13 protein-coding genes are annotated in these 14,934 nt (G+C 70.3%); 6 read left to right on the top strand and 7 right to left on the bottom strand.

What is annotated here, in order from left to right; translation table 11 throughout:
* Positions 1–80: 80 nt before the first annotated feature.
* The 6 genes from AC5L30_RS11150 to AC5L30_RS11125 all read right to left on the bottom strand — a co-directional run bounded on the left by AC5L30_RS11150 (position 81) and on the right by AC5L30_RS11125 (position 7,839).
* A complete protein-coding gene (locus tag AC5L30_RS11150; protein ID WP_494866948.1) occupies positions 81–776 on the bottom strand; it encodes an alpha/beta hydrolase in 696 nt (231 codons plus the stop codon).
* 260 nt (positions 777–1,036) lie between these two features.
* Positions 1,037–1,921 (bottom strand): hypothetical protein, encoded by an 885-nt coding sequence (locus AC5L30_RS11145; protein ID WP_494866947.1) that lies wholly within the window; start codon positions 1,919–1,921, stop codon positions 1,037–1,039.
* A 262-nt stretch (positions 1,922–2,183) separates the two neighbouring features.
* Complete coding sequence (locus AC5L30_RS11140; protein ID WP_355422360.1) at positions 2,184–2,453, bottom strand: hypothetical protein; 270 nt, start codon at positions 2,451–2,453, stop codon at positions 2,184–2,186.
* 260 nt (positions 2,454–2,713) lie between these two features.
* Positions 2,714–5,899 (bottom strand): penicillin acylase family protein, encoded by a 3,186-nt coding sequence (locus AC5L30_RS11135; RefSeq protein WP_494866946.1) that lies wholly within the window; start codon positions 5,897–5,899, stop codon positions 2,714–2,716.
* A 195-nt stretch (positions 5,900–6,094) separates the two neighbouring features.
* Positions 6,095–6,583, bottom strand: a complete 489-nt coding sequence (locus AC5L30_RS11130; RefSeq protein ID WP_494866944.1) for a MarR family transcriptional regulator — start codon at positions 6,581–6,583, stop codon at positions 6,095–6,097.
* An 8-nt stretch (positions 6,584–6,591) separates the two neighbouring features.
* A complete protein-coding gene (locus tag AC5L30_RS11125; RefSeq protein WP_494866943.1) occupies positions 6,592–7,839 on the bottom strand; it encodes an FAD-dependent oxidoreductase in 1,248 nt (415 codons plus the stop codon).
* A 133-nt stretch (positions 7,840–7,972) separates the two neighbouring features.
* Here AC5L30_RS11125 and AC5L30_RS11120 point away from each other — a divergent pair, with 133 nt between their 5' ends.
* The 5 genes from AC5L30_RS11120 to AC5L30_RS11100 all read left to right on the top strand — a co-directional run bounded on the left by AC5L30_RS11120 (position 7,973) and on the right by AC5L30_RS11100 (position 11,625).
* Positions 7,973–8,812, top strand: coding sequence for a helix-turn-helix domain-containing protein (locus tag AC5L30_RS11120; protein WP_494866942.1), 840 nt, complete (start codon positions 7,973–7,975; stop codon positions 8,810–8,812).
* Positions 8,813–8,878: 66 nt separating this feature from the next.
* On the top strand, positions 8,879–9,460 hold the full coding sequence (locus AC5L30_RS11115) for a dihydrofolate reductase family protein (protein ID WP_494866941.1): 582 nt from the start codon (positions 8,879–8,881) through the stop codon (positions 9,458–9,460).
* A gap of 108 nt (positions 9,461–9,568) precedes the next feature.
* On the top strand, positions 9,569–10,123 hold the full coding sequence (locus AC5L30_RS11110; protein ID WP_494866940.1) for a nucleotidyltransferase family protein: 555 nt from the start codon (positions 9,569–9,571) through the stop codon (positions 10,121–10,123).
* Positions 10,124–10,291: 168 nt separating this feature from the next.
* The gene (locus tag AC5L30_RS11105; RefSeq protein ID WP_494866938.1) at positions 10,292–10,852 is read left to right on the top strand and encodes a GNAT family N-acetyltransferase; all 561 of its coding nucleotides are present in this window, start codon (positions 10,292–10,294) and stop codon (positions 10,850–10,852) included.
* A gap of 113 nt (positions 10,853–10,965) precedes the next feature.
* Positions 10,966–11,625: an MSMEG_1061 family FMN-dependent PPOX-type flavoprotein gene (locus AC5L30_RS11100; protein WP_494866937.1), complete on the top strand. Its 660-nt coding sequence runs from the start codon at positions 10,966–10,968 to the stop codon at positions 11,623–11,625.
* A 259-nt stretch (positions 11,626–11,884) separates the two neighbouring features.
* Here AC5L30_RS11100 and pdxR read toward each other — a convergent pair whose 3' ends face one another.
* Entirely contained in the window at positions 11,885–13,444 is a 1,560-nt protein-coding gene (gene pdxR, locus AC5L30_RS11095) for a MocR-like pyridoxine biosynthesis transcription factor PdxR (protein ID WP_494866936.1), read from the bottom strand.
* 47 nt (positions 13,445–13,491) lie between these two features.
* Between pdxR and AC5L30_RS11090 the strand changes: the two genes are divergently transcribed.
* Positions 13,492–14,844 (top strand): FAD-dependent oxidoreductase, encoded by a 1,353-nt coding sequence (locus tag AC5L30_RS11090; protein ID WP_494866935.1) that lies wholly within the window; start codon positions 13,492–13,494, stop codon positions 14,842–14,844.
* Positions 14,845–14,934 lie beyond the last annotated feature (90 nt).

The raw sequence follows: 14,934 nt of genomic DNA, 5'->3' as shown, positions 1-14,934 counted from the left end.
CGGCACAGCACCTCGACAGACGGGGCGCCGCGTGCGGCGCGGGCGCCTACCGGCGCCCGCGCCGCCGCTTGGAGGACTCGTCACGCGGAGGCGAGTTCGTCCCTGATGAGCCGTGCGAGCGCCGCCGGCTGCGACAGGAACGGGGAGTGGGACGTGGTCATCCGGGCCACCCGGTCAGCCCGTGTGGCGAAATACTCCTGCGCGGCCGGCGGGAGGGCGCTGTCGGACTCGCAGATGACGTACGTGCTGGGAATGGTGTGCCACGCGGCCCGGGTCTGCTCCTGGGTCTTCGAGCTGTACGACTGGTATCCCAGCTGCGTCACGGCCTGTCGGGCGAGGTCGGGATCGACGTCGCCGTAGAACACGGTGATGGGATCCACCGGCTCGACATAGTCACCCGCGCCGGCACCGTCATGGATCTTCCACCACGGTGCCGGGGCGCCTCCGGCGCTGGACAGCAGCGATTCGCCGGTCTCGATCTGAAACGCGGCGAGGTAGATGATCCTCCGGACGTTGTCGGCGCCGACCAGGCCCTCGCTGGTGGGGATGCCGCCGTACGAGTGGGCCACGACGACGACGGGACCGCCGATCTCGGCAACGGCCTTCTCGATGAGTGCCGCGTCCTGGTGCATGTCACCCAGGTCCCCCGGGTCGTCACCGCTGCTGGACAGAGCGACGACGTGGACGTCGACATCCCGTAGTTCGTCCTTCAGGCGTGCCAGGTGCTCAGGCTTGTGCCAGGCGCCCGGAACCAGGACGAGTGATGGCAGGGACAACGGAACCTCCGAGTACGGGTGATGTGGCCAGCCGGCTCTGGACTGATCCGCCAGGGCGTGCCGCGATCGGTGCACGGCCGCGTCGAACCGGCGGGGCGACCTCGCCGTCACGCCGCCGATCGCCGGTACGCGGGTCGCAGAGCAGGAGCCAGCACAGCATTTCCTGGGCGCTTCCTGCGCCCGTCACCAGAGTCTTGCGCTGCCCGGTCCGGGCGGCATCAGTCATCTGACTGCACCTCCGGCGAAGGCCAGTGTCGTTGCTACCCCTGCTTGCGGCGAAGGATCGCGTCAAGGCACATCGTGGCGACGCCACCGGCGAGGCCGCCCGCCACGCCTGACCAGAAGAGGTAACGCTGACCGGTGTTCTCGGCGACCGGGTCGACGAAGATCCCGATCGCGTCGATCCTCTGCTGATCCTCCCAATAGATGTTCAGGCCGTCCCGGAACAGGCCGATGCGCAGAGAGGGCGTTCCGAACGCCGACTCGAGCCGCAATCCGGAAGCCTCGCGTGGTGTGACAGTGACGGTCTGTCGGTACCGGGCGTCGTCCTCCGGCAGTGCGAGCGTCGGATCGGCGGCCTGGCAGTCGTACCACCCCGGCACGATCAGGGCGGAGCGCTCCTCGTCCGTGGTCGGGTCTGTCCCGTCCAGGGCGGCACACGGAAAGGTCTGGGTCAGCGTGGGGCTGTCCACGACGACCTTGCCCATGGCCTCCACGGCCACCGGCTCGTAGAGCAGCAACGAGATCGACGACGTCCCGGTGTAATGGCCGTCCACGACCTCGTCGCGGACCTTGCTCGGGTCGATGGACACCAGTATCTCGTCGCCGTCATGGTCGAATTGGTTGAAGACGGCAAGGACCGCCAGTTCCGGGCTTTCCGCCACGTATTCTGTCGACCGGGCCTCCTCTTCGAAATGGAGGATGAGGTGGAACTTCTCCCGGGTCTTGGTCAGCCACTGGAGTTCGAGGGTGGCTCTCGGCGAATCACCGATGTCGGCGGCGGTGGGGGACGCGAGGTGGAGCGCCACGTTGGCGGTCGTCGGCGAGCTCGCTTTGATGTAGCCGTCGTTCGACAACAGCTCGGGATAACTCATGGCGCTCTGCTGGTAGGCCAGGTACGAGAGGGCGCCGAGGATCAGTGCCACGCCGGCGAGCATTCTCGCCGACCGTCGTCGACGAACTGCTGACACCTCCGCCGCGATCCGCTCGGACCGCGCTGACCGCAGCGCCATCCGTCGGGTGATCAGTCGTCGCGTGGCCGATGAGGGCTGGCGCGGTGAGGTCACCCTGCAAGAGCATCAGACTCATGCAACCAGCCTCGATTGGGCAGGAGGCAGGCCACACCGACCAGCGCGACGGCCGAAGCCGTACCCGGCGACCTCGGCGATCACCCCGCCGTCGGAGCGGTCATCCCTCAGCAGTGGGTCGGCTGTGCACCACCAGCTCGTCGATCTCCAACCGGCCGACGCGCAGCTCCCGCACGACCGCCCGGCGGATCGCCAGCCGCCCGATGACCAGCGCGCCGACGGCGACGGCCCCGACGGCCAGCGCTCCCACGGCGAGGGCGCCGAGCGAGGCCGCCCCCGCAGCCCGCGCGCCGGTGGCCGCCGCGCCCGTCGCCACCGCGCCGTTGGCGCGCGTCCCGGTCAACCGCATCAGGCGTACGTCTCGCTTCATCCCCCCATTGTCCGCGTACCGCCGCCCGCCCGCTCCCCCCATATCCCGGATGCCACCCCACCGTCATGCCCACCCCGGGGGTCCAACGCCGCTGTCCGCGCGCCGGGGCCCGCCGAGGTGGTGCGAGCCACAAGAGCACCTTCCACTGAATCCGCTACACCGATCGGGGTGGTCTTTTAGGCTGCGTGGGCGGGGCGCCCGGTTCGACGGAGCCTCCTCGGAAAGGATCGCCGGGGAGGCTCTGACCACGACTATCGAGATCACCGTCCATACAGCTCGAATTCGTGGAGCGAGAACCCGTACGGGGTGGCCCGCTGTACCCCGTACACCCGCACGTAGCGGGCGGTGACCGGGGCGAAGGTGGCGTTGTCGACGCCGCCGTTGCCGGTGGTGGTGGCGAACACCGGCGTCCAGGAGCTGCCGTCGCCGGAGACCTCGATCCGGTACGAGCTGCCGTACGCGGCTTCCCAGCGCAGCACGACCCGGCTGACGCTGCGGGCCGCGCCGAGGTCGACCCGCAGCCACTGGTTGTCGTTGTAACTGCTGGCCCACCGGCTGCCGAGGCTGCCGTCGACCGCCTTGGCCGGGGTGTGGCTGGTCAGGAACTGGGTGCTCGACGCGGTCGCCGGGCGGCCCTGTGCCAGGTTGGTGACGTCGTCGCCCCGACGCGCCGGGAACGAGACGACCTGCTGGTAGGTGGGGCGGTTCTGCCAGGCGATCAGCGGGTGGGTGATGCCGCCGAGCCCGGACTGGGCGATCGAGTCGGCGCACCACTGGTCGCCGGCCCCGCAGGACTTGTCGCCGGGGTAGACCGTGGTGGCCGGCACCGCGGCGGCCTGGCCGAGGGTGTCGAGCAGGGCCTGCCGGCACGCGCCGAGGTTGCCGTTGCCGCAGTACGCGCGGCCCAGCCCACCGGCCACCGGGTCGCCAAGCACGGTGCGCAGGTCCTTGTCGACGTAGCCCCACCAGCCGTACTGGAACGACGAGCCCTTGTGCGCCTGTCCCTGCAACGCCCAGCTCGTGGCGCCGTCGCGTCCCCCGTTCTGGCCGCCCGACGGTGCCTCGTTCACCTCGATGGCGTCGACCAGCGCGGCGTAGAGCTCCGGCCCGAGGCCGGGCCGGAACTGCGCCGAGGCCAGCAGCGGCCACCAGGCGTCGAAGGTCCGAATGGCGTCGGCGTGCTGGTAGACCTTGGAGCCGGGCGACGTCTCCACGCGGCGGGCCCCGGCCTGCTGCCAGGCCCGCAGCCTGCCCACCGCGTCGGCCAGCGCCGGGTCCGTGATCGGGGTGCTGTCCAACACCCGCAGCAGGTCGCCGAGAACCTGCTGGCCGCGCAGGTCGGTCACCGCCGCATCCGCCACGATCGTGACCACGTCGGCGCGGCCGAGCTTGCGCTGGGCGATCGCGGCGCGCACCGGGCCGTCGAGCAGCTGAGCCCGGTGTACGGAGCCGAAGCTGAAGTTGCCGTCCGCCGCCCCGAAGTCGCGCGCCTGCTTGTTGTTCCAGCTGACGTAGTAGTCCTGGTCGACCGACTGCGGATGCGCCGACGCCGGGGTGTAGGTGGCGTCGTTGGTGTCCGGGTTCCAACCGGCCCACTCGTACGCTGGTTCGGCCTTGGTGGGCAGGTTCGGGTCGACGGTGGCCGGACGGACGGGGTTCGAGCCGGAGTTGAAGTACGCCGCCTCGGTCGAGTTGACGTAGAACCAGTTGAACGCGTACCCGACGTTGGCCGCGGAGGCATGGAAGGCCGCCGCGCTGCCCATCGCCGACGGGTCGTTGTATGCCTGGAAGCCGATCGCCGAGTCGGCCTCGTGCCGGTAGGTCGAGCGCAGTTTGGTGAACGCGGTCGGCTGCCCGTTCACCAGGCCCCGGTGGGTCACCAGCCCGTACCTGGTGCGCAGGGCCCGCAGGGTGTACGAGCCGGCCGGGGTGGAGTCGGCCAGCGTCGGGGACCAGGAGTTGCGCTGCTCCAGCGCCTCCATGGCGAGGCACTGCCCGTGGTAGAGGTAGCGGTTGGTGCGCAGCGTCGGGGCGCTCCCGTCGGTGGTGCACAGCGGCACCGCGTACGTGTCGGTGAGGTCCTGTGCGGCGGAGGTCGCGCTCCACGCGTAGTCCTGACCCCGGCCGAGCAGCACGTAGAGGTTGAGTCCGGCGAACGCGGCGCCGCGAGCGCTGATGCCCGGGCCCTGTAGCTCCTGGAGCATCAGCAACTGCGGCGCGAAGTAGCCGGTCTGCGGCCCGAACACGGCGATCGGGTTGCCGGTGGTGGTGTGCCGTCCGGAGACCACGACCGCGTTGGACATGCCGTGCGCGCGCAGGTCGGCCAGGCCGCCGAGCAGCCCCGGGGTGGCGGTGCTGGCGCCGGTGCGGGCGGCGGCCCCGCCGGTGGCGTCGTAGGCGAGGGGCTCGGCGACCACCGAGCCGGCGTCGGGGAGCACCGCGCTGGTCGCGCCCGGCGGCGTCGCCCCGTACGGGAAGCTCTGCCCGTCGTGCAGGGTGAGCACGGTCTCCGGGTCGTTCTGCGAGCGGAACGCCGTCCACACCCGGTCGCCCTCGGTGGCGCCGTACTTGGCCCGGGCGGCCACCCGGACCAGCGCGGACTGGATCTCGCTGCCGCCGCCTCCGCCGAAGAGCCCGCCGACGACGCCGGCGGTGGCGATGAGGTCGGTCATGGTGAAGTGCGTCGGCTTGCCGGCGCCGGCGAGCACGTACTCGCCCGGGTAGTTGTCCTCGGCGATCGACCTGTCGATGTAGGCGTTGATGCCGGCGATGTAGTCGACGACGTCGGTGTAGAGCTGCTGGCCCCGGGCGCCCTTCTGTCGCAGCGCGTCCACCTGGGCCTGAAGGTCCGCCTCCGAGTAGGGCGAGTTGGCCCAGATGCTCTGCTCCAGCTCCCGGTTGCCCGGCGCGCCGCCGGCGAACGAGGTGAGCGTGCCGCGACCGGCGTGCCGCAGCAGATCCATCACCCAGAGCCGGTCCTGGGCCCCGGCGTAGCCGGCGCCGAACATGGTGCCGGCGCGGGTGGTGCCGGTGACGTGCGGGACGCCGGTGGCCTTGTCCCGCACGATGGTGACGTCCGCGCGCGGCGAGACGGTGCTCTCGACCTGCGCGGCCGGGACGCCGAACGAGGCGTCGTTGTAGAAGTGGGCGATCTGCTCGTCGGTCAGCCCGGCGTAGTTGTAGACCAGGTTCGCGTACTCGTCGAGCTGGTCGCTGGAGTGCGCCGGGCGGGTGCCGAGCGCCTGGTGCGCCAGGATGGCGACCAGCGTGGCGTTGCCGTTCTGCCCGGGGGGCAGGATGTCGGCGCATTGGCCGAGGCAGTAGTCGTTGGCGGCGAACGTGCTGGCGGCCAGCGCCGGTGACGGCGGGGTCACCGTCAGGACGCTCGCGGTCAGGACGGCGGCGGTGAACGCCGCGAGCCGATTACGGACAGCGGGACGAGGCATGGCGATCCTCCGGGGACGCGGAGTCGGGCCGTTCGGTCACGCCCGGCTTCCGGTGCCGATGTCTCGCCCTCCGCGCCCGGGCGTTCCACCAGGAGGTGAGAGTGACTCATATCTATCTCCGGGCAATGATCGACGCAGGATCCCCGTCCGGGATAGCCGTCGTTCACCACGCGCCAATGTCGACCTTTCGCCGCCTCAGGCGGACCGCTGCGCGGAGTCGCTGCTGCGAAGGCGGTCCAACTCGGCGACGTACATCGCCTGCATGCGGTCATAGTGCCCGACCAGCAGCGTGACCTCCTCGACGCTGTAGCCATCGATGAGCTGCTCCGCCCGCTCGGCGAACCGCTCGTACGGTCGCTTCAACTCGGCGATCCGCTCCGGCCGCAGGGTGACGATCACCCGCCGCCGGTCCGCCGGGTCGCGCTCGGCCGTCACGTAGCCGGCCTGCTGGAGCCGGCGGAGCATGCTGGTCACCGCCCCGGTGGTGAGGTTGGTCCGCTCGGCGACCTGCCCCGCGGCGGCGGATCCGACGTCCGCCAGGTAGTCCAGGCACTCCAGGTCGCTCACGGTCAGGCCCAGCCGCTCCGCGATGGCGTAGCGGAACACCATGGACAGCCGCGACGTCTCCCGCCCGGCGCGCATGAGGTCGGCGATCGCGGACACACGGGCCGGCTCGTCGGACATGCCCGCAATCATGCCTCCGGTACGGTGACCCGGTGCAGCCGAGGTAACACGCGGGTCAGCACCCAATGCGGTGCGGCCGCTCCCCCGGTGAGGCGGCGCATCAGCCCCGCGGCGGTGTCGACGGCGCGGAAGGCGTAGGACACCATCTCGTCCTGGTAGCCGGCGATCGCCTCCTCCACCGGAGCGCCGCTGGCCCGAGCCTCGACCAGCCTGCGGCCGAGCAGGGCGGCGTCGCGGAGCGCGGTGTTGCCGCCGTGAGCGCCGAACGGCGGCATGACGTGCACGGCGTCGCCCATCATCGTCGCCCGGGGCACCGCCCACCGACGCGGGCGCCGGCCGGCGGCGAAGAGGTTGAGCACCGTGGCGTCCAACTCGGCCGTGTCGACCAGCCGCCGGATGAGCGGGTGAAAGTCCGCACTCATTCCGGCGGCCAGTCTCCACAGCGCCCGCAGGTCCCCGCGGACGCCGATGGGCACCTCCTCCTGTCGGAGCAGCAGTCCCCACATGACGTAGTCGTCGCCGGTGGGCGCATAGCTGCCCGAGGCCAGGCGCGCGAACGCCTCGGGCGGGCTCTCGCCGAACCGCATGGAGGTGAAGAAGAAGGCGCGGCCCGGCCGGTCGGCGATGGCCAGGACCCCGCTGGTACGCAGCGCGTCCGGGATGACGCTCTCGCCGTTCCGGCGCAGGGGCGACCGCCCGTAGATGCCCGCCATCGGGGTGTTCGCCGGTTCCGCGTCCGGCATGAGCTGCGCGCGCAGCGCGGAGCCGACGCCGTCCGCGCCCACGACAACGGTTGCCGCGGCGGCCCCGCCGTCGGAGAACCGCAGCCGCAGCCTTGCCGGGCCGCCGCTGTCCACCGCGACGGCGTCCTTGCCGTAGTGGATGCGCCCGTCCAGCCCGGACTGCAGGATCGACCGCAGGGTCAGCCGGTCGACCTGGCGCGTCGCGTGCGGCTCGTCCTTGAAGGCGATGGTGAACGCGTCCCGCAGCCGGCGGTCGGTGAAGCGCAGGTGGCCTCCGGGCTCGTCGCCGGTGGTCAGCGCCAGGCTGTACAGCGCGCGGGGAAGGCTCTCGCGCAGCGCCTCCAGCCCGTACCGGTCGAGAATGATCCGGTAGCCCTGTCGCCGGACGAAGGGGCCCGGGTCGCGCTCGTAGACGTGCACGTCGATGCCGGCGCGCGTCAGGTACTGGGCGAGGCAGAGGCCGGAGAGGCCGGCGCCGGCGATTGCCACCGAGAAGTCCGTCGATATGCCCATGCGGTTATCTTAATGACTAAGATGATTTGGGCAAGGCCGCCGGCCGGGCGCTCGTCCGGGATCGGCGCCGGCTCGATCCTGGCGGCAGCGCGTCTGGACCATCCCGGCGCGCGATGCCGGCGATACTGTGGGCGTGGAGTACGTGTCCAGAGTGCCGCGACCGCCGCTGGACGGGCTGATCGACGATCTTTACTACCTGGAGGGTGCGCCGCCGTACGCCCGGTTGACGCTGCCGCCCGCGCCGTCGGCGCTGCTCATCGTCAACCTCGGGGCGCCGTTTCGCATTCGTGCCGGCACCGACGTCGAGACGGCCGAGTACGTCGACGGCTGCGTGGTCACCACGCCCACCCTCGCGTGGGAGTTCGGCTACCCACTCCGGACCCGGTCCGTCGGCGTGCACTTCACGCCGTGGGGGCTGGCGCCGTTCCTGCCGATGCCCGCGGCCGAGCTGTGTGACCGGCCGGTGACGGTAGAGCAGGTCTGGGGCCGACCGGCCACTGCTGAGCTGCGAGACCGGCTGGCTGCGGCCGATGGACCGCACGAGATGCTGACGCTGCTCGAAGAGGAGCTGATGCGGCGGCTAGGCGACCCGGCCGGCCTGGGACTGGTCCGCCGTACGAGCCGCATCATCGCGGCGACCAGCGGTGCGGTGGCTATCGACGACCTGAGGGTTTCAGCCGGTGTCAGCAGTACTCACCTGGCCCAGCGGTTCAAGAAGCTCATCGGTGTCACGCCGAAGCGGTTGGCCCGCACCTACCGCTTCACCGCCACCGTGTTCTCGATCAACCCCGCCGAACCGATCGACTGGGCCGACCTCGCCGGTAGCGCGGGCTACTTCGATCAGGCCCACTTCGGCCACGAGTTCCGGGCCTTCACCGGGCTCACACCGACACGATATGTCGAAGTCAGGCAGCGGTTCCTGCGCGAACATCCCGGCCACGCGATGGACGGCTGGCCACTGCCGACCGATTGATTCCTTACAAGAGCGACAGCCCACGAAACTCTAACCTGAGGGCATCCCCCAAGCAGAGGAGCGCCCATGAGCAAAGTAGTCATGTACAGCTCGGTGTCGGTAGACGGTTTCATCGCGGACGACAACGACCAGCCCGGACCGCTGTTCGACTGGTTGACCAGTGGTGACGTGCCGTTGGACGAGAGCGGCGTGTTGAAGGTGTCACAGACCTCCTACGACTACACCCGGCCGTACTGGGACCGGATCGGGGCGACAATCGCCGGCCGCCATGTCTTCGACATGACCGACGGCTGGGACGGGAAGCCTCCGAGCGGGATCGACCACGTCGTCGTCGTGACCCACCGGGGCAGGCCCGAGGGCTGGCATCCCGAGGCGCCGTTTCACTTCGTCGACGGCGTCAAGGCAGCCGTGGCCAAGGCGCAGGAGCTCGCGGGTGACCGCATAGTCGAGGTCGCCGCTGGAGACGTCGGTGGCCAGGTGCTTGCCGCGGGCCTGGTCGACGAGGTGCGCATGGACGTCGTACCCGTCGTGTTCGGGTCCGGCAAGCGCTACTTCGGGTCGGTCCACGCGCAGCACCTGTTGGAGGATCCTGACGTGGTGATTCAGGGCAACCGGGTGCTTCACCTGCGCTACCGGGTGCGCCGTTGACCGATCTGAGCGGGTACGCGATGAAGAACGGACGGGTCGCGCCTTCGCCCTGCTCCCAGCCCTCGCCTCACAGGCGGTGTGCACGTCTACTGGTCTGGGGTCCCTGAGATGGTCATGAGCGCGCGGGACGTTGTGGGCATGATCGAGTCAGACCCGGGAGCGATGAGAATCCTTCGGACTACGGCCGGCCTTGGATTACCGGACTGGTGGATCGGTGCCGGGTTCGTCCGCAACCGCGTCTGGGACGCGATCAGCGGCCTCCCGTTGTCGCCGGAGCGCGACGTGGACGTCGCCTACTTCGACCCGGAAAAGCTGGACCCACGCGAGGACGCACGCGCCGAAGCCCGGGCCATGGTGGCCCTGCCTGGGGTGCCGTGGGAGATTCGGAACCAAGCACGGATGCATCTGCGCAATGGTGACGAGCCCTACACGTCCGCCCTGGACGCGATATCACGCTGGCCCGAAACGGCGACGTGCGTCGCGGTGACCCTGCGAGGCGACTCAGTTCACCTGGTGTCCTGCCACGGTCTGACTGACCTGGTGGGAATGGTTGTCCGCCCGTCTCCAGCCATGAACAACACAGCGGGCCGCGCGAAGGTACAGCGCCGCGTGGAGGTCAAGGGATGGCTCGACCGATGGGCCGGACTGCGGCTGGAGATCTAGCGCTCACGCCAAGCGAAGGACGGGCAGCCCCGACAGTACGTCCTCATCGCGGGATGTGCGTGCGTCCCGTGCTGCCGAGGGCGGAGGCCACCAGATAGTGCGCCATGTCGGGCCGGCGGCCCGATATTCGGGCGTCTCGCCGGGGTGCGTCGGCTAGCGTCCCAGCTCATGGAGAACACCACCGTACGCACTGAACGCCTTGAGCTTCGTCCGGTGCGGGACGAGGACGTCGATCGGATCCTGGAGTACCGCAATCTGCCGCAGGTCACGCGTTGGCTGCTCCGCACGCAGGTCGATCCTGCATCCCTCCGCACGGCATGGCGACGCGCGGCCGCAGACCCCGATGACCACAGCATGGCGGCCACGCTGGACGGCGTGGTGATCGGAACCGTCTCGCTCGACGTCGCCGACGGCATGGGTCAACCGGGCATGCCACCGCGGACCGAGGCCGAGCTCGGCTACATCTTCGATCCGGCCTACGGTGGACATGGCTACGCGACCGAGGCGGTCACCGCAGTGGTGGCGCACGCATTCGACCGGCTGGGCATTCGGAGAATCACCGCCGGCTGCTTCGCGGACAACCTCGCCTCGGTGCGAATCCTCGAGAAGGTCGGCATGCGTCGTGAGCAGCACGGCGTCGGCGATTCCTGGCACGCCGAGCTGGGCTGGGTGGACGGCTACACCTACGCCCTCCTCGCCGAGAACTGGCATCGAGAGGCAGCACTGTAGGCGCAGCCGAAGGTTCTCAGACCGGCATGAAGCCCGGGCAAAAAGTTCTCAGTGATCTTGCACGTGTCGCACGGCGACAGGACCGGTCGGATTCGTCGATTAGGGTCGATGGCATGACGCCAGCCCTTGCCGCCAGTGCCTTCGACTCGCTGCGCCTCGACGCCGTGCCCGACCAGGAGGCGCTGCGCCGGGCCTACGAACTCCCCAGTGACGCGGCCGTACGGAAGCAGATGACCGAGCTCACCGAGCAGACCCAGCGGTTGATCGGCTGCTCGTCGCTGGTCCTGGTCGCCACCGTGGACGCCGAGGGCAACTGCGACGTCTCCCCGCGCGGCGGCCCCGCCGGCTTCGTCGCCGTCCTGGACGCACGGACCGTGGCAATACCGGACGCCACCGGCAACAAGCGCCTGGACACCCTCCAGAACGTCGTCGCCACCGGGCGGGCTGGGCTGCTGTTCATCATCCCGGGGCGCACCACGACACTCAGGGTGAACGGCCGGGCCTGCGTCTCCACTCGCCCCGAGTTGCTGTCGCAGCTGACCGCCGTGGGCAAGCCGCCGGCCAGTGCGCTGGTGCTGGGGATCGAGGAGGTCTACCCGCACTGCCCCAAGGCGTTGCTGCGCAGCGGGGCGTGGAAGCCTGAGCAGTGGCTGCCGGCGGACGCCCAGCCGACCTCGGCCGAGGTGACGCTGGCCCAGCTGCGAATGCCGGAGCTGACGATCGCGGACATCGAGAAGGCCGAAGCAGACTCGCTGAAGTATCGGTACGAGTAACGTAAGCGCGGCCGAGCGCTACGCGATGGCCGCGCAGCGTGTCAACGTGACCCACGTCGCTGACTGCGTCGTTGACCGCGCTCTGACCTTGCCGCTGCCGTTTCAGCACTAACCGGGTCGGCGTGCCATGACGAGGGGACGGAGCCTGGCCGTGAGCTCGTCGTCGAGCACCAGTTGGTAGTACGTCCCACTCGCCGCCCCGTAGACGACTGCTCGACAGGAGTTCACTCTGCCCGGCAACGAAAAGCGGCTGACTTGCTTACCGGTCTTGGCCTCGAACACCCGGTAGATGAAGCGTGCCGTTCGCAGCTCCGCGGTCTGCTTGCCGCCGGTGCTGGTGTTGTAGGTGCAGGTGTCGACTCTCTTGCTCGGATAATCGTCGTCGAAGTATTCGCAGACGGCAGACCTGCGTCCGGACCTCTGCGACCGCGTCGGCAAGGGCTTCCACTCCGTCGGTGATGGAGCGTTCGGTGAGGGTGGCGTAGCCGAAGATCAGCCCGCCGGGTCCGGCGGGGCTCAGTCGGTACCGGGAGACGCCCTGCACGACCAGTCCGCGCCGGGCGGCGGCAGCCACGACCGGGGCCTCGTCGAGGTCGTGCGGGAGCCAGGTCACGACGTGTTGGCCCGCCGCGACACCGACCGGTTCCAGTTCGGGCAGCCGTGCGCGCAGCGCGGCCAGGAGTGCGTCGCGGCGGCGGCGGTAGACCGGGCGCATGCGCCGTAGGTGCCGGTCGAATTCACCGCGGGTGAGGAAGTCGGCGAAGGTGAGTTGGTCGATGACGGGAGAGCCGCGGTCGGCCCGTACCTTGGCCGCCGTGATGTCGTCGACCAGATGTGACGGCGCAAGCAGCCACCCGAGGCGCAGCCCTGGCGCCAGGGTCTTGCTCGCTGTGCCGCAGTAGACGACGGTGTCGGGTGCCAGCCCCTGCATGGCGCCGACGGGCGAGCGGTCGTAGCGGTACTCCGCGTCGTAGTCGTCCTCGATCACCACGGCACCGCGACGCTGCGCCCAGCCGATGACCCGGGCCCGCGCGGTGGCCGACAGGACGCCGCCGGTGGGCCACTGGTGCGAGGGTGTCAGCACGACGGCGTCCGCGTCGGTCTGTTCGAGCTTCTCGACGAGAATGCCGTTCGGCCCGACCGGGACGCCGACCACGTCCAGGCCGAGGGCGGCCGCGACGAGGCGGGCGTCGTCGTCCGCGGATGGGTCCTCGACGGCCAGCCGGCGGGCGCCGCGCGCCGCGAGCACCTGGAGTATCAGCGCGACGCCTTGGCCGTAGCCACTGCAGATCACGACGTTCTCCGGGCGGGCCGATGTGCCGCGGACCCGGCTGAGGTAGTCGATCAGGGCTGCGTGCAGCTCGGGTACGCCACGCCCGTCGAGGTAGGCGAAGCGTTCGTTCGGCGTGGTGGTGAGGACCGTTCGCACCGAACGCAGCCAGGCGGCCCGTGGGAAGGACGACACGTCGGTGCGGCCGTACCCGAAGTCGATCCGGGTCGTCGGCCGATCCTCGCGGCGCGGACCCGCCGACGGCGGAGCCGGCTCGACCGCGACCTGGGTGTAGCCGCCCGCCCGACTGGTGAGGTAGCCCTCGGCGACGAGTTGCTGGTATGCCTCGACCACGACGCCGCGTGAGACTCCCAGATCGGCTGCGATGGTGCGGGTGGGCGGCAGGGACGTCCCGAGACGCAACCGGCCGGCCCGGATGCCGCCCCGGATCGAGGCGGCAATCTGCCGGTGCAGCGGTTCGGCCGCGGTCCGGTCGACATGGATGAGCAGGTCCTCCGCAGTGCTCGAATTGGTCCTGATTCGGCCCATGAAATCGGACCTTACCGGGTGTACCGATTTACGTCAGGCTCAGACGTATGACGACAACGACCAGTCCCCGCTTCGACGGCCGCCTGCTCACCCCGGGCAATCCGGGTTACGACGCGGCCCGCACCGTCTGGAACGCCATGGTCGACCGGAGCCCGCGGATGATCGTGCAGGCCGCGAGCGTCACCGACGTGGTGGCCGCGGTACGCCTGGCCCGCGAACGCGACCTGGAGATCGGGGTGCGCTGCGGCGGGCACAACGTGGCCGGCCTCGCCGTCCCCGCGGACGGCCTGATGATCGACCTGACCCCGTTGAACGGCGTTTGGGTCGACCCGATCCGCCGACGCGCCCGGGTCCAGGGTGGCGCGCTGCTCGGGGCACTCGACCGGGCCTCGCAGCCGTACGGCCTCGCCACGACCGCGGGTAACGTCTCGCACACCGGGGTCGGCGGCCTGACCCTGGGGGGCGGCATGGGATGGCTCGCCCGCCAACACGGGTTGGCCTGCGACAACGTCGTCTCCTACACGATGGTCACCGCGGACGGGGAGGTGGTGACCGCGAGCCGAACCGAGAACCCCGACCTCTACTGGGGCCTGCGCGGCGGGGGCGGCAACTTCGGCATCGTCACCGACTTCGATTTCCAACTGCACCACACCGGAACGCGGACCCTGGTCGCCGAGCTCGACGTCCGCGCCGAGGACGCCGTACCGGTGCTCGAAGGCTGGCGGGACCTGAACGCGGTCGCACCGCGGCAGGCGACCTTCACCGCCGATGTCCAAAGCACGGCCAGGGGCCCGATCGCCACCGTCGGCTTCGTTTGGGTCGGCGACCCGGCACAGGGTCACCGGTTGCTGCCGGCGATGCGCGCGCTCGGGCGCCCGGTCGCCGAGCGGGTCACCACCCCGTCATACCTGGAACTGCAGCAACGCGACGACACCGTCGGCGGCCACACCTACCGCCGGTACTCCAGTGCGCACTACCTGCGGCACTTCCCCACCGCAGCGATCGAGGCGTTCCTGCTGCGCGGCGCGTCGGACCTGCGCGCCGACACCCAACTGCCCAGCGTCGGCCTGCAGGCGCACGGCGGTGCCATCGCCGACGTCGCGGATGCCGACGCGGCGTTCAGCCACCGCGACACCATGTTCGAGTTCGGTGCCGGCTCCCGCTGGACCGACCCGTCCGAGGACGACAACCAGATGGCAGCGGCTCGCAGTGCCGGGGCCGCGCTCGACCCGTACGCCGACGGCGTCTACGTCAACTCGCTCGCCGCCGATGAGGGGCAACGCGGGGTACGCCGCGCGTACCCCGCCGCCAAGCTCGCCAGGCTCACCGCACTCAAGACGATCTGGGACCCGCACAACGTCTTCCACCTCAACCACAACATCCGGCCACACCGCCAGTAGCGCAGCCGGCTGCTGCTGCCCAGCCTGGTCAGAAGCGACCGCCGCCGGTGAACGCGTCAGACCGTCCGGCCACGAGCCGACCCCGGGCAA

The sequence above is a fragment of the Micromonospora sp. BQ32 genome, from assembly GCF_059358895.1.
This window is presented reverse-complemented; position numbering and strand designations above follow the sequence as displayed.